The sequence below is a fragment of the Sneathiella sp. P13V-1 genome (assembly GCF_015143595.1).
Classification (GTDB): domain Bacteria; phylum Pseudomonadota; class Alphaproteobacteria; order Sneathiellales; family Sneathiellaceae; genus Sneathiella.
In genome coordinates this window covers 136,799-157,963 of sequence record NZ_WYEU01000004.1, presented here as the reverse complement: position 1 = coordinate 157,963, position 21,165 = coordinate 136,799, and the positions used below count along the sequence as shown (strand labels likewise).

The 21,165-nt window shown below is 46.7% G+C and carries 20 protein-coding genes; 10 read left to right on the top strand and 10 right to left on the bottom strand.

Translation table 11 applies throughout. The annotated features are described in order from the left end of the window. Nucleotides 1-16: 16 nt before the first annotated feature. Nucleotides 17-1,174 (bottom strand): saccharopine dehydrogenase family protein, encoded by a 1,158-nt coding sequence (locus tag GUA87_RS16270; RefSeq protein ID WP_193717678.1) that lies wholly within the window; start codon nucleotides 1,172-1,174, stop codon nucleotides 17-19. Nucleotides 1,175-1,197: 23 nt separating this feature from the next. Beyond that, the gene (locus GUA87_RS16265) at nucleotides 1,198-2,268 is read right to left on the bottom strand and encodes a saccharopine dehydrogenase (protein WP_193717677.1); all 1,071 of its coding nucleotides are present in this window, start codon (nucleotides 2,266-2,268) and stop codon (nucleotides 1,198-1,200) included. A 205-nt stretch (nucleotides 2,269-2,473) separates the two neighbouring features. Between GUA87_RS16265 and GUA87_RS16260 the strand changes: the two genes are divergently transcribed. Then, a complete protein-coding gene (locus GUA87_RS16260; protein ID WP_193717676.1) occupies nucleotides 2,474-3,334 on the top strand; it encodes an urea carboxylase-associated family protein in 861 nt (286 codons plus the stop codon). Between the two features lie 32 nt (nucleotides 3,335-3,366). Here GUA87_RS16260 and GUA87_RS16255 read toward each other — a convergent pair whose 3' ends face one another. Further along, nucleotides 3,367-4,872, bottom strand: a complete 1,506-nt coding sequence (locus GUA87_RS16255; RefSeq protein ID WP_193717675.1) for a flavin-containing monooxygenase — start codon at nucleotides 4,870-4,872, stop codon at nucleotides 3,367-3,369. A gap of 141 nt (nucleotides 4,873-5,013) precedes the next feature. Here GUA87_RS16255 and GUA87_RS16250 point away from each other — a divergent pair, with 141 nt between their 5' ends. The 4 genes from GUA87_RS16250 (at nucleotide 5,014) to dusA (ending at nucleotide 9,185) form a co-directional block, all read left to right on the top strand. After that, on the top strand, nucleotides 5,014-5,598 hold the full coding sequence (locus GUA87_RS16250) for a PAS domain-containing protein (protein ID WP_193717674.1): 585 nt from the start codon (nucleotides 5,014-5,016) through the stop codon (nucleotides 5,596-5,598). Between the two features lie 82 nt (nucleotides 5,599-5,680). Then, the gene (locus GUA87_RS16245) at nucleotides 5,681-7,360 is read left to right on the top strand and encodes an ATP-binding protein (protein WP_193717673.1); all 1,680 of its coding nucleotides are present in this window, start codon (nucleotides 5,681-5,683) and stop codon (nucleotides 7,358-7,360) included. Between the two features lie 162 nt (nucleotides 7,361-7,522). Then, a complete protein-coding gene (locus GUA87_RS16240) occupies nucleotides 7,523-8,080 on the top strand; it encodes a hypothetical protein (protein WP_193717672.1) in 558 nt (185 codons plus the stop codon). A 136-nt stretch (nucleotides 8,081-8,216) separates the two neighbouring features. After that, a complete protein-coding gene (dusA, locus tag GUA87_RS16235) occupies nucleotides 8,217-9,185 on the top strand; it encodes a tRNA dihydrouridine(20/20a) synthase DusA (protein ID WP_193717671.1) in 969 nt (322 codons plus the stop codon). On the opposite strand, the gene GUA87_RS16230 is transcribed toward dusA, so the two are convergent. Continuing rightward, the gene (locus GUA87_RS16230) at nucleotides 9,182-9,577 is read right to left on the bottom strand and encodes a DoxX family protein (RefSeq protein ID WP_193717670.1); all 396 of its coding nucleotides are present in this window, start codon (nucleotides 9,575-9,577) and stop codon (nucleotides 9,182-9,184) included. The two genes, dusA and GUA87_RS16230, sit on opposite strands and share 4 nt — an antisense overlap. Before the next feature lie 121 nt (nucleotides 9,578-9,698). Here GUA87_RS16230 and GUA87_RS16225 point away from each other — a divergent pair, with 121 nt between their 5' ends. Beyond that, a complete protein-coding gene (locus GUA87_RS16225) occupies nucleotides 9,699-10,595 on the top strand; it encodes a LysR family transcriptional regulator (RefSeq protein ID WP_193717669.1) in 897 nt (298 codons plus the stop codon). Here the strand turns inward: GUA87_RS16225 and GUA87_RS16220 are convergent. From GUA87_RS16220 to GUA87_RS16195, 6 genes are all read right to left on the bottom strand, one after another. Beyond that, entirely contained in the window at nucleotides 10,592-11,362 is a 771-nt protein-coding gene (locus GUA87_RS16220; protein WP_193717668.1) for a hypothetical protein, read from the bottom strand. The genes GUA87_RS16225 and GUA87_RS16220 overlap by 4 nt on opposite strands. A gap of 108 nt (nucleotides 11,363-11,470) precedes the next feature. Beyond that, entirely contained in the window at nucleotides 11,471-12,547 is a 1,077-nt protein-coding gene (gene aroC, locus GUA87_RS16215; RefSeq protein WP_193717667.1) for a chorismate synthase, read from the bottom strand. Nucleotides 12,548-12,571: 24 nt separating this feature from the next. Continuing rightward, complete coding sequence (gene fabI / locus GUA87_RS16210; protein WP_193717666.1) at nucleotides 12,572-13,390, bottom strand: enoyl-ACP reductase FabI; 819 nt, start codon at nucleotides 13,388-13,390, stop codon at nucleotides 12,572-12,574. A gap of 91 nt (nucleotides 13,391-13,481) precedes the next feature. Next, nucleotides 13,482-14,417: a DnaJ C-terminal domain-containing protein gene (locus tag GUA87_RS16205; RefSeq protein ID WP_193717665.1), complete on the bottom strand. Its 936-nt coding sequence runs from the start codon at nucleotides 14,415-14,417 to the stop codon at nucleotides 13,482-13,484. A gap of 114 nt (nucleotides 14,418-14,531) precedes the next feature. Continuing rightward, nucleotides 14,532-16,196, bottom strand: a complete 1,665-nt coding sequence (locus tag GUA87_RS16200; RefSeq protein WP_193717664.1) for a tetratricopeptide repeat protein — start codon at nucleotides 16,194-16,196, stop codon at nucleotides 14,532-14,534. 91 nt (nucleotides 16,197-16,287) lie between these two features. Beyond that, nucleotides 16,288-16,767 (bottom strand): RT0821/Lpp0805 family surface protein, encoded by a 480-nt coding sequence (locus GUA87_RS16195; RefSeq protein WP_193717663.1) that lies wholly within the window; start codon nucleotides 16,765-16,767, stop codon nucleotides 16,288-16,290. Nucleotides 16,768-16,956: 189 nt separating this feature from the next. Here GUA87_RS16195 and pdxH point away from each other — a divergent pair, with 189 nt between their 5' ends. From pdxH to GUA87_RS16175, 4 genes are all read left to right on the top strand, one after another. Beyond that, a complete protein-coding gene (gene pdxH, locus GUA87_RS16190) occupies nucleotides 16,957-17,547 on the top strand; it encodes a pyridoxamine 5'-phosphate oxidase (protein WP_193717662.1) in 591 nt (196 codons plus the stop codon). Between the two features lie 63 nt (nucleotides 17,548-17,610). Then, nucleotides 17,611-18,492 carry a cation diffusion facilitator family transporter gene (locus GUA87_RS16185; protein ID WP_227712098.1) on the top strand — a complete coding sequence of 294 codons (882 nt, stop codon included), beginning with the start codon at nucleotides 17,611-17,613 and terminating at the stop codon, nucleotides 18,490-18,492. 2 nt (nucleotides 18,493-18,494) lie between these two features. Beyond that, entirely contained in the window at nucleotides 18,495-20,105 is a 1,611-nt protein-coding gene (locus tag GUA87_RS16180; RefSeq protein ID WP_193717660.1) for an AAA family ATPase, read from the top strand. Between the two features lie 45 nt (nucleotides 20,106-20,150). Next, a complete protein-coding gene (locus GUA87_RS16175; protein ID WP_193717659.1) occupies nucleotides 20,151-21,032 on the top strand; it encodes a universal stress protein in 882 nt (293 codons plus the stop codon). Nucleotides 21,033-21,165 lie beyond the last annotated feature (133 nt).

Genomic DNA, 21,165 nt, shown 5'->3' with positions numbered 1-21,165 from the left:
CCGAAGGGCCTTTTCATTATTTTGCGAGGTTATCAACCAAATGCATGCTCTCGCCTGCGTCTTCCAGTTTCTTGAGCCAACTTTCAGCTTTCGACCGTTCACTTGGTGCTGCAGAAACACCGGCTTCCATATTGCCAGCCAGAACCTCTTCAACTGCATAGCTTACTGGTACAGAAACCAGTCGTGCCATCGCCGTTGAGTTAGCGTCTCCATATGCGTCCATTACATAAGTTTTGTCGTAAACTACGTCACCTTCGTTCTCTGCACGCAGGTCAACGCAAAGAACGACACGGTCAGCTTCACCTTCTTCCACCGCGTGCTTACTCCAAAGCTCCTCGCTGATTTCCTGAAGGCGTTTATCACCATCTGCGCCTTCCAGTGTTTCCACTTCCTTGAAGATATGATCCCACGCCTCTGACCAACCGCCATATCGGAGAGTACCACGCACGAACTGTTGTACATCCCAATGATCTTCAAACCCATATTCTTCGAGATATGGATAGGAATCGCGGTTTGGATAAACTTCAAACACCTCACTGCCTTTTGGCAGAGGTGCGTTGAATTCTTCCACAGCATCCCACGGACGACTAACTTTATACTCCCCACCATCACGGACACTACGAGAAGGAGAGCGCAGAGCTTTCAACACTCCAAGAGGAGACCAGCTGAACTTATACTTGAAGTCATTTGGTACTTCGGAAAGACCGCCACAATAGGAGCGGAAATGTACTGCATTTTTGTCAGAAAAAGCGGCTGAGTTTTTGTAATCATCCATCAAGACATGCGCCATAAGGTGGTCAATTCCGGGATCAAGGCCAACTTCGTTGACCAAGCTCAGACCTTTTTCCTTAGCCGCCTTATCCAGATCCTTCATTTCCGGTGAAATATAAGAGCTAGAGACAAAATGTGCTCCTTTATCCAGACAGATCTTTGCAATCTTCGGGTGAAAATCTGCCGGCAACATGGATACTGCCACATCGCCAGCTGCGAGTGCACCTTCGAAAGCTTCCAAATCAAACGCTTTCACATCGTAATCTCCAGAGAGGCCTTTAACGGCAGCTTCCGCTTTTTCTACAGTACGGTTCCAAAGGGTTAGTTTGCTGCCATTTTCAATCAAACGGCGGATACCAGGAACGGCGGACAGACCTGCACCCAACCAATGCACTTGAGCCATGACGTATCTCCTTTTTTTATCTTTTACAGTCGGCCAATGTGGTGCTTGAAATCTGCAAGCGCCCGGCCCCAAATGCCTTTTTCAGGCTCGTTCAATTCAAGTAATGCTTCGGTAAGCTGTGAAGAGTAATCTTCACTGGACTCTTTTGGAAGCATGGAAGGCAGATGATCAATAGCGATCACATCAAGAGGGTTATCTCCCTCTACAACACGGATTGTCGGATCATCAAATTTTGTCGATTTATTATAGATCGGAATTGGGTTGTAAACGCTTTCCGGATCACAGCTTACATCCGAAATGACGGTCAGTTTACGATCTGCAACCGCGATATCTTCCGCAGTCACAAAACGCGGGCAGCTTGGGGAGGCGAGAATACAGTTCACAAAGATGCTGTGCTGCTGAATTTCAGGAAACGGCCCACCGGAAGCAGTTTCCGCCATATCCCATTTACTAACATCGAGCCCTAATTGTTCACCAAGATCCACAGCGCCACTTCCGGAACGGCCAAGGGCACCAATGACAACAAGGTTTGGTTTGCTATCATATTTTGAAAGACCTTCTTTTAATTCAGCCAAAAGCGCATCCACATTTGGATAGCTTCCAACGCGGCTGATCGCTGGCACGGCACCGGCCTGTTGCCCGAGCCACGTCATGACAGCTGTTGCAGCACCTGCATAACCTGCCCAGTAACCAAACGCGGCGACACGGCGTCCCGTTTCATCCACTAGATTTTCCAAATCAAACAGAGTGCCTTCACCGGATACAAAGCGGCCAAGCGTGTGTTGCCAACCCGGTTGATCCTTAAACACGTGACCGAAGTAAATATGGCGATGCACCAGATCACTATCACCTTCAGGAAGCTCCTTCACACCAAGGATAAAGGCATCCTTTGGCGCATCGACCCAACTTCCCTCTTCCGCAATATCACACCCAACGGCGGCATAATCTTCGATATTGATAGAACGCTGACCAGATTTCTCTACGGTGATCTTGTAACCAGCATCCAACAGCCGTTTTGCATCCGCCGGAACAACCGCCACACGTTGTTCATTTGGTTTCACTTCGGCTCTTAACCAGATCCGTATTTCAGACATCTTTTTCTTTCACTAACAAACCCCGGCAAAACATTTTGCCACAAACAATTTTGCCCGCGAACATACCCAATTCGAAAAAACTTTTCCAGCTTTGTGAACAGTATTTGGAATGATTGTACAAATTATCGCGATCGCTCTTTAAGACCCTTGCATAACGGTCTATTTGAGGATTACATCCTGTTGGATCATGGAATGGAGCAAGTAGATGAAATCAATAGTGGAAAACGCCGCCCCGGTAGATGCAGAAGCCCGAAAAGCCATCAAGCCTGTTATCTGTTATCCGGTCGAGACACTCCCGCGTCCAAGCATGGATATTTATAAAAATGCACGCCGAAACCTGACCCTTGTGGGCGAAGTACTTGTCCCCCCACGCGATGCAAAGTGCTTTACCGCACCAGCTGGCCATTTCATCCGAATTTCCAGCCCTGATAGCCCACAGGTTGGTGACTTGAACTTGTGGAATGCTGACGACTTGAACGAGCGGTTTTACAGCGGTAAAACTCGCGCTCTACACGGCACCCATATCAGCACCGGTGATCAACTTTGGGGCAGCTTTCCAAACATGCGCCCCATTGCAACAGTGACGCATGACACTCTTGACTGGTATGGTTGGGATGAATACGGGGGTAGTGTCCATGATATTATCGGAACCCGGTGCGACCCCTACACCAATCGGCTCTTAAAAGGGGATGACTACCATTACTGCTGCCATTCCAACCTAACCCGCGCGCTTGCAGATGAAAAGGGGATTTCATTGGAAGAGGCTGAACCGTTAGTCCATGACGTTCTAAATGTCTTTATGTGCACTGGATTTACCGCTGATACTCATCAGTATTTCATGAAAACAAGTCCTGTACGCCCCGGCGACTACCTGGAGCTTTTTGCAGAAATCAACATCCTGGGAGGGCTTTCTGCCTGCCCGGGCGGAGATTGCGGAAGCAGCCATTCCAGTGATGACGCGAAATGCGGTCCCTTGAAGGTCGAGATTTTAAAACCTGAAGAAGGTTCCTTGAAAGGATGGCAAAGCCCTCCTCCTAACGCGTATAGCCGCACACACGGTAAGTAATAAAAAAGGCGCCGCAACCGGCGCCTTTTATTTTATGCATATTTCAATGTGCCGTCTTCCAGATCAGCTTCCGGAATATCTTTCTTTTCGAAATTATAGTCCTGAGTAAAAATCCAAGGGTTCTTATCCCCTTGCTTTGGCATCAAATGCATCGTGCGCTTCAAATATCCCGAATTGAAATTCTCATCATCGATAAAGGGTTTTTCCGGCATATTTTTATCTTCATCCCGAAGCTCCGGAGTAACGGCCCGAACTCCTTTTTCCTCCATATGCTTTAGCAAGCGACACACAAAATCAGACACCAGATCCGCGCGCATTGTCCAACTTGTCCGAAGATACCCGAACACCCACGCCATATTTGGAATACCTGAGAACATGATCCCACGATGGGCCCAGCAATTAGCAAAATCCAAGGCCTTTCCATCAACAGTAAATTCCACATCTCCAAGGACGCTCATGTTAAATCCTGTAGCAGAAATAATGATATCTGCCTCAAGCTCCTGACCTGATTTCAGCAAAATCCCGTTTTCAGTAAACCTTTCAATATGATCGGTGACGACTGAGGCTTTTCCCTCTCTCAACGCGGCGAACAAATCCCCATCAGGAACAAATGCAAGGCGTTGCCGCCAAGGGCGGTAGGTTGGGGTGAAATGCGGCTCCATTTCAAAGTCTTCGCCCAAATAATGACGGGCACCTTTAAGAAGTTCTTCTTTTAGCTTCTCAGGCTCGTTAAAAGACCGCTCCACCACTAGCTTTTGTTCCTGAAGGATTTTTCTGCGGGTAATTTCATGCACCCATTCTTCAGGGACATCCAGTTCGCGAAGCATTTCTGTTACGTTGTTTCGATTGGGAGCGGCAGAGAAATACGTTGGAGAACGCTGTAGCATGGTGATGTGGCCGGTCTTATCCGCCATCGCCGGGATCAAAGTTGCGGCTGTCGCTCCTGATCCGATGACAACTACCTTTTTCCCTTCATAATCCAGATCTTCTGGCCACGTCTGAGGGTGGATAACGGGTCCTTTAAAATCGTCCCGCCCAGGATAATCCGGCATATATCCTGCTGAGTGACGATAATAACCCTGACACATCCAAAGGAAGTTGCACTGAAATGTTTTTACATCGCCAGTTTCACTATTCTCAACACTTAGCGTCCATAAAGCCGCGTCACTATCCCAGCTTGCATCCAGCACTTTGCTGTTAAAACGGATTTGAGGGCGGATGTTATTTTCATCCACGGCTTCATTCAGGTATTTTAGGATTTCATCCGCCTTGGCGATGGGCAATCCCCCCCAAGGTTTCCAGCTGTAACCAAAAGTATAAAGGTCACTGTCAGAGCGAATACCTGGATAGGTATGGGTGCTCCAAGTTCCGCCGATTTTTTCTTGATTATCCAGTATGATATAGCTTTTTTCAGGGCAATCTTTCTGCAGATGATAGGCAGCATCAATGCCGGATATACCAGCCCCTACAATAATAACATCCCTATACTCTATTGGTGAAGATTTCCCTGCCTTTACGGCATATTCATTTTTATTCATTACTTTCCCCTGGTCGCTTAGGCGATCTTGTTTATTACTTCATGATATTTATTTGGGCCATTTCGACAAGAAAATTAATTCATATTAATTAAATAACATTTTTGTGATATACTAAAGTATAGGTAGTACAAAGTTCATTGAATGCTGACTAATTGGACAGAATGTGAGGACGTTCCTATTCCCGATTTTCGCGACCTTATAACTCCGATAGAACAACAATATCTCTATGACTATTGGATCAGCAAAAAAGTAAATGGTGGACTACCATGCAGAAGCAACCTGAATCCAGCAGATATCCCTCGCCTACTTTCTCACATAGGGTTGCTGGATGTTTTGGATGGTAATGATTTCCGTTACAGGTTAATTGGCACCTCTATGGTTGGATTTTTTGGAGTGGATTACACTAACACTTTGGTTTCAAAATCAAAAACAGGGAAATATGGAAGAATACTTTCTGAATTATACAGGACAGCTCGCGATGAAAAGGTTCCTGTATATTCGATATCCGAATTTACCTATGACTTCAAAGACCCAATCCAAATGTATCGCCTTATACTCCCTCTCAGCAGCGATAACTTGAAGGTAGACATGCTTTTATTTTCTACCATCCCAGAAGTACCCGGGCATCTTTCCAACAATACCTTTAAGGTCATTGACGCAAGTAATGATTTTATAGAATGCAGTCGAATACTAGATACCTCAAGCAAACAAGCTGATTTCGCATAAAAATATAAAAAATTTTCACTATTTATAATGGCGAAGGATTGTTTTTTTTGTAATCTACACATGTAGATTGGGCGAGGTATTCTTGAATAAACTAACAAAAAACGACGCACCACCGACCTCTTTTGGCGACAAAGAGGAAAAAATCAGTGCACAATTATCGATTATCAAGAATTTTGCAATTGACCTTATTTATTTGAAAGAAGAAGGCGAACTTGCCTGGTATGTGGCCCGTGAAGTCGTTGAGAAACTGGGATTTTTGGATTGCGTCGTCTATTTCTTTGATAAACAGGACAACTGCCTTTTCCAGGTTGCCGCCATTGGTGAGAAAAATCCAGTCGGCAATGAAATTCTGAACGCTTTGCGTATTCCCATCGGTCAAGGAATTACCGGCACTGTCGCCAAAACCGGCCAACCGCTGCTTGTGGAAGATTTAAGAGAATACGAGAATTATATCCCCGACCTTACAGAAGAGAGTTTATCTGAACTTTGTGTCCCTTTGATATTTGAAGGCGAGCTTTTGGGGGTTATCGACAGTGAAGATAACAGAGCGGGATTTTACTCCAATGAGGATCTCGAATTTCTTCAGTCAGTTGCTGCGCTAACATCTTCCCGTTTGGGCATGATGAAAAAAGACCGCGCACTAGTTGCCAGCCAGAAGAGAACTCGTCAGGTATTTGAAGCCGCCTTGGATGGAATGCTCACTTTTGATTCCAACGGCATCATTCTGGAATGCAACAAAGCCGCAGAAGAAATTCTGGGGGTAAGTTCTGATGTAATGACCAACCAAAATGTGAAGCAGTTCCTTGCACCCGTCGTAAATGAAACTACCGACTTGCAGGACAAGAGTTGGATCAACGCACTAATTGACATTCTCGGTCATGGTATTCGAAGCGAGAGGCAAATCCACACATCAGACAACAAAGTCATTTCGGTTGAGATTACAATCGTCGTTGTCGAGCTGACTGATGAAAAAGTGTATACCACATTTTTGCGCGATATCAGCCGTCAGAAACAGGTTGAAAAAGAACGCGTAAAAGCCCTTCAAGAAGCGGAAATGGCAAGCAGGGCAAAATCGGAGTTTCTCGCGATCATGAGCCATGAGCTTAGAACTCCTCTTAACGCCATTATTGGATTTTCTGATTTCTTGACGGGTCAGTATTTTGGCCCGCTAGGGTCGGACAAATATCTGGATTACGCCAACAGCATCAAGACAGGCGGACAGCATCTTCTCAAACTTGTGAATGAAATTCTCAATTTGTCCTCAATCGAAGCGCAGGAAAAAACTTATCAAAAAGAACCGCTGAATTTCCCTGAGGCGATCACGGACTGCACCACCCTCATGATGGTGCAGGCAGAGAAAAAGGATATCTCCTTTGAAACCCACATCCCTGATGGTCTGGGCCAAATGGTCGCGGATCGCACAGCCGTGAACCAGATTCTGATCAATCTGCTTTCCAACGCCATTAAGTTCACTCAAACCGGCGGGAAAGTAGAGCTCTTTGTTTCAGAAAAGGAGGGGCGACACTACTTTACAGTCGCTGACAATGGGCAGGGTCTTCCAAACAAAGAGGTCAAAGAGTTACTAACGCCCTTCTCCCGCGGGGATAGCAATGCCCATCGCGCACAAGAAGGAACCGGGCTTGGACTTGCTATCGTGAAGTCTTTGGTGGAAGCCCATGACGGAGAGCTGTCCTTTGAAAGCAAATCCGGCGAAGGAACGAAGGTAACAGTTTCATTCCCTAGCGGAAAAGCCACCACGTAAAAAGTAGGCTTGCCTATATTTTGCAACTGTGATACTTCCCAGCGCAGGTCGAAGGGAGGCCTGCCCCGCTGAAAGCCATCGCACCCTTGCAAGACATATAGATTGTTGAAAATCATTTTCTTCGGATCTTGAAAGCGGGACAATCCGGATATGGAGAATTTGATGACTGAATTTATTCAGCAATTAAAAACGCTCGCCCGGCTTTTGCACCGAAATGCGAAATGTGGTCAAAAGGAAGCCCTGGCGCGCATTGAAAAACACCCAAGTTTTAAACTGAAAAAAATCCCTATGCTGCCTGAAAATATTCAGCGGCGGCATTGTCTAGATATACAGGCAAGGGAAATTGGTTTCGATAACTGGTTACATGCAAAATGCCTGCTGGAAGGTAGGGATCACGAAAGTTTTGGCACCTTCCTGCATCCAGGACGATGCCATGGTTTTACAAACATCTGGCTCTCAACCTATGACGAAGCACGTTCGATCAATGAAACCAAAAATGGTCATCTGATTGGTTATAAGAAACAGTTTATGATCGTGGGTGATCACTACATGGACGTGGTAGGTATTCCCGTGGATGATCCAGACTACCTTAAAATGGGACGCGACTGGATAAAGCCCAATGATCCCAAGATCAGACAACAATTGATCGAACGCGTGATCAAGAAAACCCTCTCCCCCACCAAAACCGGGGGTGGCACCTCAAATGCCATCTGGGCGTAAAAACCTTTACTAAAACTGTCATTTGAGGCAAATAGCAGATAAATCAAAGAGGGATACAAACCATGTATCCCTCTTTTTGTTTTCAAAGGCACCTCTTCTGCCTATATCTACCATTAACTGGTTAGAGGTAAGTACTGTGACGAAATTGGATAGAACTGTAAGTGTAGCTCCCATGCTAGATTGGACGGATCGGCATGATCGGTATTTCTTGCGTTTGATTACGTCCAAGGCGCTTCTCTACACAGAAATGGTAACAACTGGTGCGATCCTTTTTGGGGATGAAGAACGGCATCTGAAATTTGATCCAGCTGAACAACCTGTTGCACTGCAGTTGGGTGGTAGCAATCCTGAAGATTTGGCGAAATGCGCCAAAATCGGTGAAGGCTATGGCTATCAGGAGATTAACCTGAATGTGGGCTGCCCGTCTGATCGGGTGCAAAATGGCCGCTTCGGCGCGTGCCTGATGGCGGAGCCTGCTCTGGTTGGAGAATGCGTTGCCGCTATGAAATCCGCAACTGACCTTCCGGTTACCGTGAAAAACCGTATCGGGATTGATGACCTGGACAGTTATCAGCACCTAACGGACTTTATCGGAACAATAGCCGAGCGTGGGTGTGAGACCTTTATCATTCATGCTCGCAAAGCCTGGCTTACCGGACTGTCGCCAAAAGAAAATAGAACGATCCCGCCGCTTGATTATCCGCGGGTCTATCAGTTGAAAAAAGATTTCCCTGATTTGGAGATCATTATCAATGGTGGCATTACGACAACCGATGAAATTGACGAGCATCTCAAGCATGTCGATGGCGTGATGATTGGACGTGAAGCCTATCAGAACCCATATTTTCTGGCAGAAATCGACAAACGGTATTACGGCGTAGAAGATGATCGGCCTGAGCGAAAAGAAGTGGTTGAGGAGATGCTCCCGTATATTCGGCGGGAGATGGACAAAGGGGTGCCGTTGAAGTCCATCACCCGCCATATGCTGGGGCTATTTCAAAGTCGCCCCGGAGCAAAAGCTTGGCGTCGTCACATTTCTGAAAATGCGCATCTGCCAGGGGCCACTCCGGAATTACTTACCGAAGCAGCCTCTAAAGTTCGTTAGGCTTTCGCTTTATTCAAAAAGCCATCTGCGCTGAATTTGCCGCCACCAATAGCGATCAACAGTGCCAATCCACCTGCAATGGCGATGTTTTTCATAAACAGGATCATCTGGATCTGATCGGCTGGTTGATAATGAAAAATCACAGCAGCAATGAGCGTGAAGCCTGCCAAGGCGAACGCGATCCATTTGGTCTTAAGGCCTACCAGCAAGGCGATGCCACCACCAATTTCCAGAATGATCACAAGCGGTAATAAAGCGCCGGGCACGCCCATTGCTTCCATGTATCCTTGAATACCCTCATATCCGGAGATTTTAGAAAATCCTGCTGGGATAAACAGCGCTGCGAGAAGTACGCGACCGCCAAGTTCAATAAAGTCGTTTAGTTTTTCCATGCTTCATCCACCCAAAACTGAATATCGAATAAAATTAACTGATAGACCCTATATAAAGTTCACCAGACAAAATAAAATTGGTATATTCTGACTATAACTTTCGATTTTTTAGACAATTAAGATGCTGAAAATTTCACTTACACAATGGCAGATCTTCTGCGCGGTTATAGATCTGGGTGGATATGCAAGGGCCGCGAAGGTGTTAAACAAGAGTCACTCGTCTCTTCATCACGCTGTTCAAAAACTGCAAGACCAGCTTGGTATCCAACTTATAGAGGTTACCGGAAAGCAAGTGAGCCTGACCGATCTCGGCGAAGTTATGCACCGCAGAGCGAAATTACTGGTGGAAGAAGCAGAGACGTTGGAGAAGCTGGCGCCTCTTCTAAAGCAAGGGTGGGAGCCGGAGATTACGCTCGCAATCGATACCATTTACCCAAAGCAATTCTTATCGAAGGTCCTTGGCAAGTTTACCGAAGAAAATCCCATCTCCCGCTTGCAAATCAAGGAGGTTGTTCTTCAGGGAGCCGCGGACACAATTGCAGAAAAAAAAGCGGATCTTGTGATCTCGCCGCTTGTCCCACGCGGGATTATCGGTGTTCCACTTATGACCCAATTGTTGAAACCCTATGCACATGTATCCCATCCGCTACATGATCTTTCAGGTGAATTTACATCCAGACAAATGGAAGAATTTCTGCAAATTGTGATACGGGATAATTCGCAAAATCAGAATAGACAGATTGGAGGGTGGCTCAAATCTGAACAACGATGGACCGTTGATAGCCTCTCGCAAGCGAGGGACATTATGAAATCAGGCAATGGGTTTTGCTGGGCGCCCCCTGAAATGATGGCAGAAGACGCGGATTTAAAACCGTTGGTAGGTGAGCAAAATCTGGATCGTCTGGTGGCACTTTATATTGTGATGCCAAATGGGGAGCTTTCAGGGCCAGGTGTCCAGCTTTTATCAAAACTGTTTCAGGAGGCACATCTAACAGAATGTGCCTCCCAAATCTACTAGGCAAAAACACGCATATGATGCAGTGATTTCAAGGCATCGCGCATTTGATGGCGATAACTTTTCTCTTCATCATGGTTAAACTCCTTGATCTGCTTACGCATATCTTTCAAGAATTCAACAACGCGGCTTGCCTCTTCAGCTTTTTCCCGATTAAAGCCTGGGAAGTTATCAATGCCAGGGCTTTCCCGTCTGAACACACCCAGCTTATGACCTTCAATCATCTGCGTTTGGGTAAATTCAAGTTTGGAGCCTGCCATATTAATAACTGTTGCCCGACCGGGATCGTAATCAACTGTGGCTGTGGATACGCTTACTTCCAATGCAAAACCGTTAAAGACACCTGCCTGTGCATATCCACCTGCAGAAGAAGAATAGCTTTCTTCAACACGGGCAAATCGGATATCAATGGACAAAGATGCCGCGTCAATAGAAGTATCTTCGACAAGATCACTTAAAGATGACAAAGCATTTGTGACGATCTCGGCAAGATCATCAGCACTTTCTCCAAAAGGGGACAGGAAACCAGTCAGTTTCTCTTCCAGCATTTCCATCATATGGTCTGATGATTTGTCTCCCTCCCCAAAAGGCAAGGAAACAGCAGGTGCAGAATGATCTTCTGCAACAAACGCATCAAAACTGAAAGAGCCGGATTGGATAGATTGACTGGACGTAGCAGATACCCCTGAATAAGGGCTGCTATAACGGCTTGCCTGCGTCAAAGACGCATAGCTACTCGAGGCGGAAAACCCCGTTACCAGATCTAACATCTTTCTACCTTTCTCTTTTCAAGAGACGAAGGCTTCATTCTAAAGCCCGTTCAAGACCCTAGAAGGTAGTCTGATATGTTTAACGTCTGGTTAATCTCTAATAAAAGATTAACGAGGCTGCTGCCCACGATCGCGAAGGAGATGATCAGCGAGCACGCAAGCCATCATGGCTTCCCCAACAGGCACAGCCCGGATGCCAACACAAGGGTCATGACGGCCTTTCGTAATGATTTCCGTCTCGTTCCCGTCACGGTCAACAGTAGCCCGTGTCTTCAAGATTGAAGAAGTCGGTTTTACTGCAAAGCGAACAACGATGTCCTGACCTGTAGAAATACCGCCAAGGATGCCGCCCGCATGATTACTCAAGAATACCGGATCTGAGCCATTCCCCGCGCGCATTTCATCGGCATTATCCTCACCGGTTAGTGCTGCTGCAGAAAAGCCTTCCCCGATTTCAACACCTTTAACCGCATTGATGGTCATCATGGCCCCAGCAAGATCGGAATCGAGTTTTCCGTAGATTGGTGCGCCAAGTCCCGCCGGTACACCTGAAGCGACCACTTCAATTACCGCCCCCACGGAAGAGCCAGCTTTGCGGATCCCGTCCAGGTATTCAGCCCATTCTTCCGCCATAACAGGATCAGGGCACCAGAAAGGATTATTTTCAATCTCGTTCGCGTCAAAGCGGGAACGGTCAATTACTCGATCGCCGATTTGTGTCAAATATCCCTGGATTTTAACATTATCGCCAAGCACTTTTCGGGCGATGCTCCCCGCCGCAACACGTGCCGCGGTCTCACGCGCGCTTGAACGTCCACCACCGCGATAATCACGAATACCGTATTTGGTATCATAGGCAAAATCAGCGTGGCCTGGACGATATTTGTCCTTAATATCACCATAGTCTTTTGACCGCTGATCCACATTTTCGATCATCAGACTGATGGGTGTGCCTGTTGTTTTACCTTCAAATACACCCGACAGGATTTTGACAGCATCAGGCTCTTTACGCTGAGTGGTGTATTTATTCTGACCGGGTTTGCGCCGATCCATCCAATGCTGGATTTCTTCTTCTGTAATATCAATCAGGGACGGACAGCCATCCACAACACACCCAAGGGCAGGCCCGTGGCTTTCCCCCCAGGTCGTGACCCGAAATAAATGACCGAAACTGTTATGAGACATAAGGGCGTCCGCCTGATCTAATTTTTAAGCTTTTGGTGCTGGCAGTTCTGGCGCGTCTTCGCGCTTCATACCGACAACATGATACCCGCAATCCACATGATGAGTTTCACCAGAAACAGCACTGGAAAGATCACTCAGAAGATACAGAGTAGATCCACCAACTTCGTCGATAGAAACATTTCGTTTCAGTGGCGCATTATATTCATTCCATTTCAGAATATATTTAAAATCGCCAATACCGGATGCCGCCAGTGTTTTAATAGGGCCCGCTGAGACCGCATTCACACGAATCCCTTGGCCACCCATTTCCGCTGCCAAATAACGCACTGAGGCTTCAAGCGCCGCTTTAGCCACACCCATTACATTATAATGAGGCATAACACGCTCTGCGCCATAATAGGTCAGCGTGACCATGCTACCGCCATCCGTCATCAACGGGGCCGCACGCTTAGCAACTGCGGTGAAGGAAAAGCAGGAAATATCCATTGTCATCAGGAAGTTATCACGTGATGTATCGGAATAATTTCCACGCAATTCTTCTTTGTCGGAGAAACCAATAGCATGGACCAGAAAATCTATTTTCCCCCATTTTTCTTTCAGGGTCTCGAAGACGGCATCCATAGAAGCGTCATCGGTAACATCACAATCAAGAACAATATCTGAATCCAGGCTTTCGGCAAGTGGGCGTACCCGCTTTTCCATTTTCTCGCCTTGATAGGTGTAAGCGATCTCAGCACCTTGTGCGTGCAAAGCCTGGGCAATTCCCCATGCCAATGAGTTTCTATTCGCCAACCCCATGATCAAACCGCGTTTTCCAGCCATCAGACCAACTTGTTCAGTCATCCTTACTTGCCCCATCAATATGTGGTTATCTCTGTGCTTCTTTCTTAGCTTGCACACTAATAACAGTCAAAAAATATTGTAACAAACGCACTTATTTTCCTTTGGCAAACTTTGCCCGCGCGTCATATTGATGATCTTTGGACCAATTGCTCACCCAATCATGCAACTCCTCATCTTGATTTTCCGGCAGCACCACTTTTAGTTTTACCATCTGATCGCCCCGATCATCAGCCGACTTCCCTGCAATGCCTTTTCCCTTCATACGAAGAGTTGTTCCTGTGTTGGACCCGGCGGGAATTTTCATATTTACCGCACCGTCAACGGTAGGAACCTGAACGGTTCCGCCAAGCACAGCTTCTGGTAAACTGATCGGCAATTCCACAATTATATTTTTTCCATCCCTTACGAAAAGCGGATCAGACTTTACAGTAACATTGATCAGAATATCACCAGATGCACCGCCACCACTTCCGGCTTCCCCCTGTCCTTTCAGGCGAATTTGTTTTCCATCCTCAATTCCAGCCGGAATTTTAACATCCAGCGTTTTCCCACCTTCCCCAAGGGTCAATCGGCGTTTTGCCCCCACGGCGGCTTCTTTGAAGGAGACAGTGATTGCAAAGGTTTTATCCCGTCCTTTTGTTGCCCGAGGCCGTCCACCAGCGCCTCCGCGACGGAAATTTCCAAAAATCTCAGAGAATATATCCTCAGCGCCACCACCGCCGTGATGGAAACCGCCAAACCCTCCTCCGGCATTCGCACTGCCTTGACGTGCCCCGCCGCCACCAAATCCAAAGGGTGCTTGTTCCTGACCGTTCGCATCAATTTCACCACGATCAAAGCGAGCACGCTGTTTTTCATCTCCTACGATGTTATAAGCGGCAGAGATTTCTTTGAATTTTTCGGCGACTTTTTCATCACCCGGATTAGTGTCAGGGTGATATTTCTTCGCCAATTTCCGATATTCAGTCTTAATTTCTTTTTGGGTCGCAGTTTTTGAAACCCCTAAGACAGCGTATGGATCTCTCATTGACTTCCTTACTGCAATAGTAACTCTTGCTCTAAATACAAATACTCTGATTGATTAGATAAAATCTCGCATCGAAAACACAAGCTATTTTACCCATAAAAATAAATTAACCGGTTAATTTATGTTCTGTATTTGCTTTTTCTCCAGAAAGGTCAGGCTTTGCTCCAGTTTTGCCAAGGCTGCACCGGCTTCTTTATGACCGCCCGCACTCGCTTTTTGCCACCAGTAATAGGCACGGATACGATCCACAGGCACAGCTAATCCATCACTAAACATGTTACCCAAATTATATTGCGCAGTCGCATTTCCTTCACTTGCCAAAGAAGCCCAGACATTCAACGCCTGATGATATTCTTGCAGTTCATAAGATAGCGTTGCCATTTCCAAGCGTTCTAAGACAGACAATCCAGCGCCCGTTGTCACTTGAACTGGGGCTGTCGTCGGAACGGGTGCAGGTACCGCCGGTGTAGGGGCGAGCGCAACATTGGCATTATCTGTTTTAGGTGCTGGTTTTTCTTCTTCATCATCACCAACGATCAGAGACTTAAGTGACGAAAAGAAACCTTTGCTTTCCTCTTTTTGCGCCGGGGCGTTATGAGCCACGGGTGCTGCAGCAGTTTCCGCAGCTGACTCTTTTGCATTCTCATCCGCACTCCGGGTTTCCACGGCGACGGGCTCACTCGGCTTTTCCGTATTGACCGTTTGTACCGGTTCTACCTTTGTCAGCTTGGGAGACGTAGCTTTTGGCTCAGCTGGTGTCTTCGCGACAATGACTTCTTCCGGTTCACTTTTAACTGCCGGAGCAGAAGAAGGTTCCACCTTCTTCACCACAATCTCAGAGGCTGGTTTTGGCGGTTCAACAACAACACGCTTCTGAGATACGGCAGGTGTCTTCGCATTCTTTTGATTGAAGGCTGTTGGAGCCCCTGTACTTTCCAGCTTTGCAGCGTCAGATCCATCAGAAGACAACGCATTGTTATTCGCACTCCCTGCAAATGGATCAAATTTCTTCTTGGCAGACGTAGCAACCGGCTCTTGCTTGATAACTTTGGTAGTTTCTACCGCGGCTACTGGTTTAGGTTCAGCCTTTTTGGCCACCGCAGTTGGCTTGCTTACGACCTTAGGTGCTGTTTCGACCTTTACAGGAGCCACCTCTTGCTTGGGAGCCACCGCCGTCACAGTAGGACTTGAAGGGGCAACCTCCTGTTTAGGGGCTGCGACCACATCTTCTTTAATTTCAGGTTTTGTAGCAACAAGTGAAGACAACTTATTCAGCGCCTGAGCATGACCAGCTTTTGCCGCCAAATTATACCAGGCCAGCGCTTTCGCCTTGCTCTTCTCTACTCCCTTGCCAAACTCATACATCAGGCCGAGATTGTATTGAGAAATCACATGTCCGTTTTGGGCCGCGCGGGTAAACCATTCAGCCGCTTGCACGTAATCCTGCTCAACCCCTTGGCCTTTAAGATACATGGACGCAACATTGGCCTGCGCCCGCCGAAACCCCATTTCAGCTGCACGTTTATACCAGCTAAACGCTTTATTATGGTCTTGAGGAATACCTAAACCTTTACGATAGAGGTGACCCAAATTCCGCATTGCCGCAGGATCATTCTCTTCCGCAAGTGGTTTCCATTCGTCAAAAGCTGTTTTGTAGTCACCAGCTTCATACGCCTTAACTGCATCCTCAAATCCGGCGGTAACCGGTTGGGCCGTTGTCATCGCGAGAACAACAGCAAGCGCCGTTCCCGCAAGTATCTTTTGATATGTCCGCATCATTCCAGCTGAAATCGTCAGTTTTTCTATTTACCCCAAAGGTCTCTTTTATGGCAATTCGGCTAGAAAATACAGACGTAATCAACATCTGACATCAAGACATGATCTGCCAGCTACCATCTTCCTGACGGCAAGCGGTTCCATAACCTTCTTCCAGGCGACCATTAATCTCAATTGTCTGGCGGAACTCCCGACAATAGCGCCCACCGGTATCTTTCCCTTCGCGAACAGGGGTAATCGTTCCCGAATTACCGCTATCTGGATTACTCCAGGTAATGGTTTCGCCCATCGGCGCTGTAGTTGCGCGCCTTTCTGCGCGATCAATTGCAGCACGATCTGCTTTGTCTAGTGATTCCCCGATTTCAGAACCAATCATCGCACCAATCAGCGTTCCTGCCGCTACCGCAGCCAATCGGCCACTTCCTGATCCAAACAGGGAGCCAAGCAGGGCGCCACCAACACCGCCAATAACGGCTCCGCCAGTTTGCTTGGGGTTCTCTTGATAAGACGAACAACCACTAACGGCTAACACAAGCGCAACACTTCCCGCGACGAGTTTTTTGCTGATAGCCATAATCCTTATCCTTTTTGCAACAAATGAAGTTTCAACAACAGCAAGAGGCCCCTGATTATAGCCTCATTTGAAAATTTTCCCAAAAGAATGAGGCGCGATTAAGACAATCTATCGACAGAAGGCAGACGCCTCACTACATTGGGCTTTAAATACGGTATATTCGCATGTCTATTCATAACGGATTTCAAAATGGAAACCTCTCAACTCTCCGACTTGATTGCAGAGTTTAAAGACTGGTTGGCAGAAGCTGAGCAGTCTGAAGTCAACGATGCCAATGCAATGTCAGTTGCGACTGTGAATGCAGAAGGTGAGCCTTCCTGGCGTATGGTTCTGCTTAAGGATGTCGACGAACGGGGTTTTGTATTCTACACAAATTTTGAAAGCCAAAAGGGTACAGAGATTTTGGGAAACCCAAAGGTTGCACTAGGTTTTCATTGGAAGTCATTGAGACGCGTTGTCCGCGTCACGGGTGTCGCCGAACAAGTCTCAGATGAAGAGGCAGACGCTTATTTCCAAAGCCGCGCAAGAGATAGCCGTATTGGTGCATGGGCAAGCCAACAATCCCGACCGATGGAAGGACGTTTTTCCCTTGAAGCTGCAGTTGCAAAATATGCAGCGAAGTACCCTGTAGGCAATGTGCCACGCCCACCCTACTGGTCCGGTTTCAGAGTTGTGCCACACAAGATAGAGTTTTGGAAAGATAAGCCATTTAGACTGCATGAACGCAGACAGTACAACAAAACAGAAAATGGATGGATTAAATCAATCCTGTATCCTTAAGCTAGACCTCGACTAAAAATGACTTCAGACGTAAAGCAAAGTAACCACCGAAACGAAAAACTGATGAAACGCGCAACTTATGCTGCGGTGTCAGTTGCACTTTTTTTGATCAGTATAAAAATCTGGGCTTACTTGGCGACAAACTCGGTCTCCATCTTGTCGACACTAGTAGACAGCATGCTTGATTTTGGCGCATCTCTTGTGAATTTATTTGCTGTGCGCCACGCCCTCACCCCAGCAGATAACGAACATCGCTTCGGGCATGGTAAGGCTGAAGCACTAGCCGGCCTTTTCCAATCTGCGTTTATCGTGGGTTCTGCCATCTTCCTGGCACTGCAAGCACTTGAAAAACTAGTCAATCCAGACCCAATACATGCAAGTACGATAGGTATTGCCGTGATGGTGGTTTCCATTGTTTTGACATTGGGGCTTGTTATGTTTCAACGCTACGTCATTTCGCAAACTCGCTCTGTTGCCATTTCCGCTGACTCACTACATTATCTTGGTGATATTCTAGTAAATATTAGCGTTATTATTGCTCTAGTACTGTCTGTGCAAATGGGTTGGTATATTGCCGACTCGTTATTTGCTTTGGGTATTGCCGTTTACATCTCCTACAACGCCTATGAAATTGTGAAAGCATCGTTTGTAGATTTGATGGATGAAGAACTCCCTGATGAAGAGCGTGACAAAATAAAGAAAATTGTTGAGGAGGAAGAAGGCGCCTTGGGTTTTCATGACTTGAGAACGCGAAAATCCGGACAACATGTTTTTGTGCAGCTTCATTTGGATTTACCTCCTGACCTGAAATTGTCAGACGCCCATGCAATCGCTGAATCTGTTGAACAAAAAATTGTGGCGGCCTTTCCAAACGCAGAAGCAATCATCCACCAGGATCCTCTTTCGCCGGATCATGCCACAACGGCGTCCTCTGCCGGGACTTAAGAATGTCGCCTACATTGATCGAACAACAAAAGTTGCATGAAAAAATCATTCATGCACTGCAGGCCACGCCTACCTTGTGGGGGGAGACGCAGAATAGTTCTATTCGACTTATCGAAACCCACGGCGCGACAGTTCTTTTAGGCAAACAGTTTGCCATCAAAGTGAAAAAACCTGTTCACTTTGATCATATGGATTATAGCACAAAGGAAATGCGCCTAGAGCATAGTAAGGCTGAACTTTCGCGGAACAAACGAACTGCGGAAGACATGTATATTGGGCTTTATCCGGTTTATCTATCCAAGCGTGGGATAATCAATATAGATGGTGACGGCGAAATTCAGTGCCATTTCATCAAAATGCACAGATTTCCGGATGGGTACCAGCTTGACCAAATTTCAGCAAAAGGAAAACTGGATGAAGAGATGTGCATCCAGCTTGCTGATGATTTAAGCCACTTTCACAAAAGTGCCGAGATAATTTCGGACCTCAACGCTGTTCCCGACTTTAAGACCGTTATTAACCAGAATTTCCTACAATTCAGAAACTTCTGCCCTGACATTCTCGATAAAGAAGAAGTCGAAGCGTTTTTGACGGATATTCATGCCATCAATGAACAACTAAGGCCTCTTTGGGAAGAGCGTGTGAGAAATGGTTTTTTCCGAATGGGGCACGGCGACCTTCACCTTCAGAATATTTGCGTATTCAATGGCAAGGCCCGCATATTTGACGCCATTGAGTATCAAGACGATTTCGCCATCTCCGACATACTATATGACCTTTCCTTCCTTTTGATGGATCTTGAAGACAAGAAGCAATCGAGAGCCGCGACAACAATTCTAAATGAATATGTCGCGGAAATGGGATGGCTTGAAGAGAGCCAAGCGTTTGAAGCCCTTAAATTATTGCCGTTTTTTCTGAGTCTGCGCGCTGGCATCAGGTGTCATGTTGCGGCCAACAGATCTCTTCAATGTCAGGATGAGAATGAAACGTCAAAACTCGCCAAAAAGGCGCAACAGCTTTTCCAAAAAGCAAACAACTATTTAAGACCTCGTTCCCCATCACTACTGGCTTTGGGAGCCTTTTCAGGCAGCGGCAAGTCTACTCTTGCAAAAGCGATAGCCTCTGATTTGGCACCAAGTCCTGGCGCCATCATTTTAAGAACAGATGTAATCCGCAGGAAGCTAATGGGATGCGACAAATACAGCCCCATGCCACAAAGCGCTTACACACCAGAAGTATCTGAACGCGTCTATTCCCTGATGGGGCAAAACGCCCGCACAATATTGGAAGCGGGCCATAGTGTTATTTTAGATGCCGTTTTTGACCGAATTACTGATCAGCAAAAGATCGAAAAGCTCGCTAATGAAATAGGTGTCCCTTTTCAAGGCGTCTGGCTTGATGTCAGCCCAGCAGTTTTGCAGGAACGACTTGCCGCTAGGCGAAATGACGCTTCAGACGCCACGTGGGAAATCACACAGCAGCAAATTCAAAGAGCAAGTAGATTTAAAACCGATTGGATCAGAATATCCGCAGATGGCACGCCAGATCAAAATCTCACTCACTTGCGATCAAGTATCCATGAGTTGCATAGGAAAAACTGTTCGAAACGCTAAATTAGAGATATAATGAAGGCCTGCTAACAGGATAAAGGGGTGTATATGTCTTTAAACACAGTTCTCGTACCCATGGGCGGCGCAGACACAACTTGTGATGATACCGCCCTTTGTAGTGCCCTAACCTTTGCGAACAAAATGGGGGCTCATGTGGACGCTCTGCATGTCCAACAAGATCCCAGAAACGCAGCGGCCTTTGTAGGTGAAGGCATGACCACCGCGATGATCGAAAATGTTATCGAACTCGCAGAAAAAGACGCTTCCCAGCGCAGCAAAAAAGCAGAACAACTATTCAACGATATCTGCGAAAAGAAAAACATCCCTGTTGCCGAGTTTCCAAGCACTCAACCCGGCCAACAAGCCTCGGCTTGGTTCATGACGAAAGTTGGATCTCAGGAAGATTTGATTCCGGAATATGGACGGATGGTAGATTTGCTTGTGGCCTGCAAGAAATCTGAAGAACATAGCAGCGATAATGAGCAAGCCCTTAACGCCGCCATCCTGGAAACCGGGCGCCCGGTATTAGTGGTTGATCACGGCCTGGATGCAAATTTCGGCAAACGCATTGCCGTGATATGGAATGGCTCCGTTCAATCCAGTAGGGCACTGACAGCGGCTCTTCCCTTGATTAAACAGGCGGAAAAAGTAACCGTTATTTGCGCCATTGACGATTTGAGCGAAGAAATTAGCCCTGAAATGGCACTTCGCTATTTGAAGCTTCATGGTGTTGAGGCCGAAAGTCGCAATATTAATAGCGGATCTGGCAGTTCTACAGCTCAATCCTTAATGGATGCCGCGAAAGACTGCGATGCAGATTTGATGGTGATGGGCGCCTATACCAGAGGGCGGTTGAGGCGCTTGTTATTTGGTGCTGTGACCGGAGCAATATTAGCCAAGTGCACCTTGCCTGTGTTTATGGCGCATTAAGTTGGAATCGGGAGAAAAGCTATCTATATTAGCGGATAGCTTAAGTAGCATGCGACTTTTTGTCCCTTGATGTCAGGGGGGCAAATTCGCTATTCAACGTATATAAATATTTTATGATCTTATACTAATAAAA

Coding starts and splice junctions, on each gene's coding strand:
- aroC (WP_193717667.1), bottom strand. CDS start 12,547: ATGTCTCATAACAGTTTCGGTCATTTATTTCGGGTCACGACCTGGGGG.
- GUA87_RS16260 (WP_193717676.1), top strand. CDS start 2,474: ATGAAATCAATAGTGGAAAACGCCGCCCCGGTAGATGCAGAAGCCCGA.
- GUA87_RS16240 (WP_193717672.1), top strand. CDS start 7,523: ATGACTGAATTTATTCAGCAATTAAAAACGCTCGCCCGGCTTTTGCAC.
- GUA87_RS16230 (WP_193717670.1), bottom strand. CDS start 9,577: ATGGAAAAACTAAACGACTTTATTGAACTTGGCGGTCGCGTACTTCTC.
- GUA87_RS16205 (WP_193717665.1), bottom strand. CDS start 14,417: ATGAGAGATCCATACGCTGTCTTAGGGGTTTCAAAAACTGCGACCCAA.
- GUA87_RS16225 (WP_193717669.1), top strand. CDS start 9,699: ATGCTGAAAATTTCACTTACACAATGGCAGATCTTCTGCGCGGTTATA.
- GUA87_RS16185 (WP_227712098.1), top strand. CDS start 17,611: ATGAAACGCGCAACTTATGCTGCGGTGTCAGTTGCACTTTTTTTGATC.
- GUA87_RS16175 (WP_193717659.1), top strand. CDS start 20,151: ATGTCTTTAAACACAGTTCTCGTACCCATGGGCGGCGCAGACACAACT.
- pdxH (WP_193717662.1), top strand. CDS start 16,957: ATGGAAACCTCTCAACTCTCCGACTTGATTGCAGAGTTTAAAGACTGG.
- GUA87_RS16270 (WP_193717678.1), bottom strand. CDS start 1,174: ATGGCTCAAGTGCATTGGTTGGGTGCAGGTCTGTCCGCCGTTCCTGGT.
- GUA87_RS16200 (WP_193717664.1), bottom strand. CDS start 16,196: ATGATGCGGACATATCAAAAGATACTTGCGGGAACGGCGCTTGCTGTT.
- GUA87_RS16250 (WP_193717674.1), top strand. CDS start 5,014: ATGCTGACTAATTGGACAGAATGTGAGGACGTTCCTATTCCCGATTTT.
- GUA87_RS16220 (WP_193717668.1), bottom strand. CDS start 11,362: ATGTTAGATCTGGTAACGGGGTTTTCCGCCTCGAGTAGCTATGCGTCT.
- GUA87_RS16265 (WP_193717677.1), bottom strand. CDS start 2,268: ATGTCTGAAATACGGATCTGGTTAAGAGCCGAAGTGAAACCAAATGAA.
- GUA87_RS16180 (WP_193717660.1), top strand. CDS start 18,495: ATGTCGCCTACATTGATCGAACAACAAAAGTTGCATGAAAAAATCATT.
- fabI (WP_193717666.1), bottom strand. CDS start 13,390: ATGACTGAACAAGTTGGTCTGATGGCTGGAAAACGCGGTTTGATCATG.
- GUA87_RS16195 (WP_193717663.1), bottom strand. CDS start 16,767: ATGGCTATCAGCAAAAAACTCGTCGCGGGAAGTGTTGCGCTTGTGTTA.
- GUA87_RS16255 (WP_193717675.1), bottom strand. CDS start 4,872: ATGAATAAAAATGAATATGCCGTAAAGGCAGGGAAATCTTCACCAATA.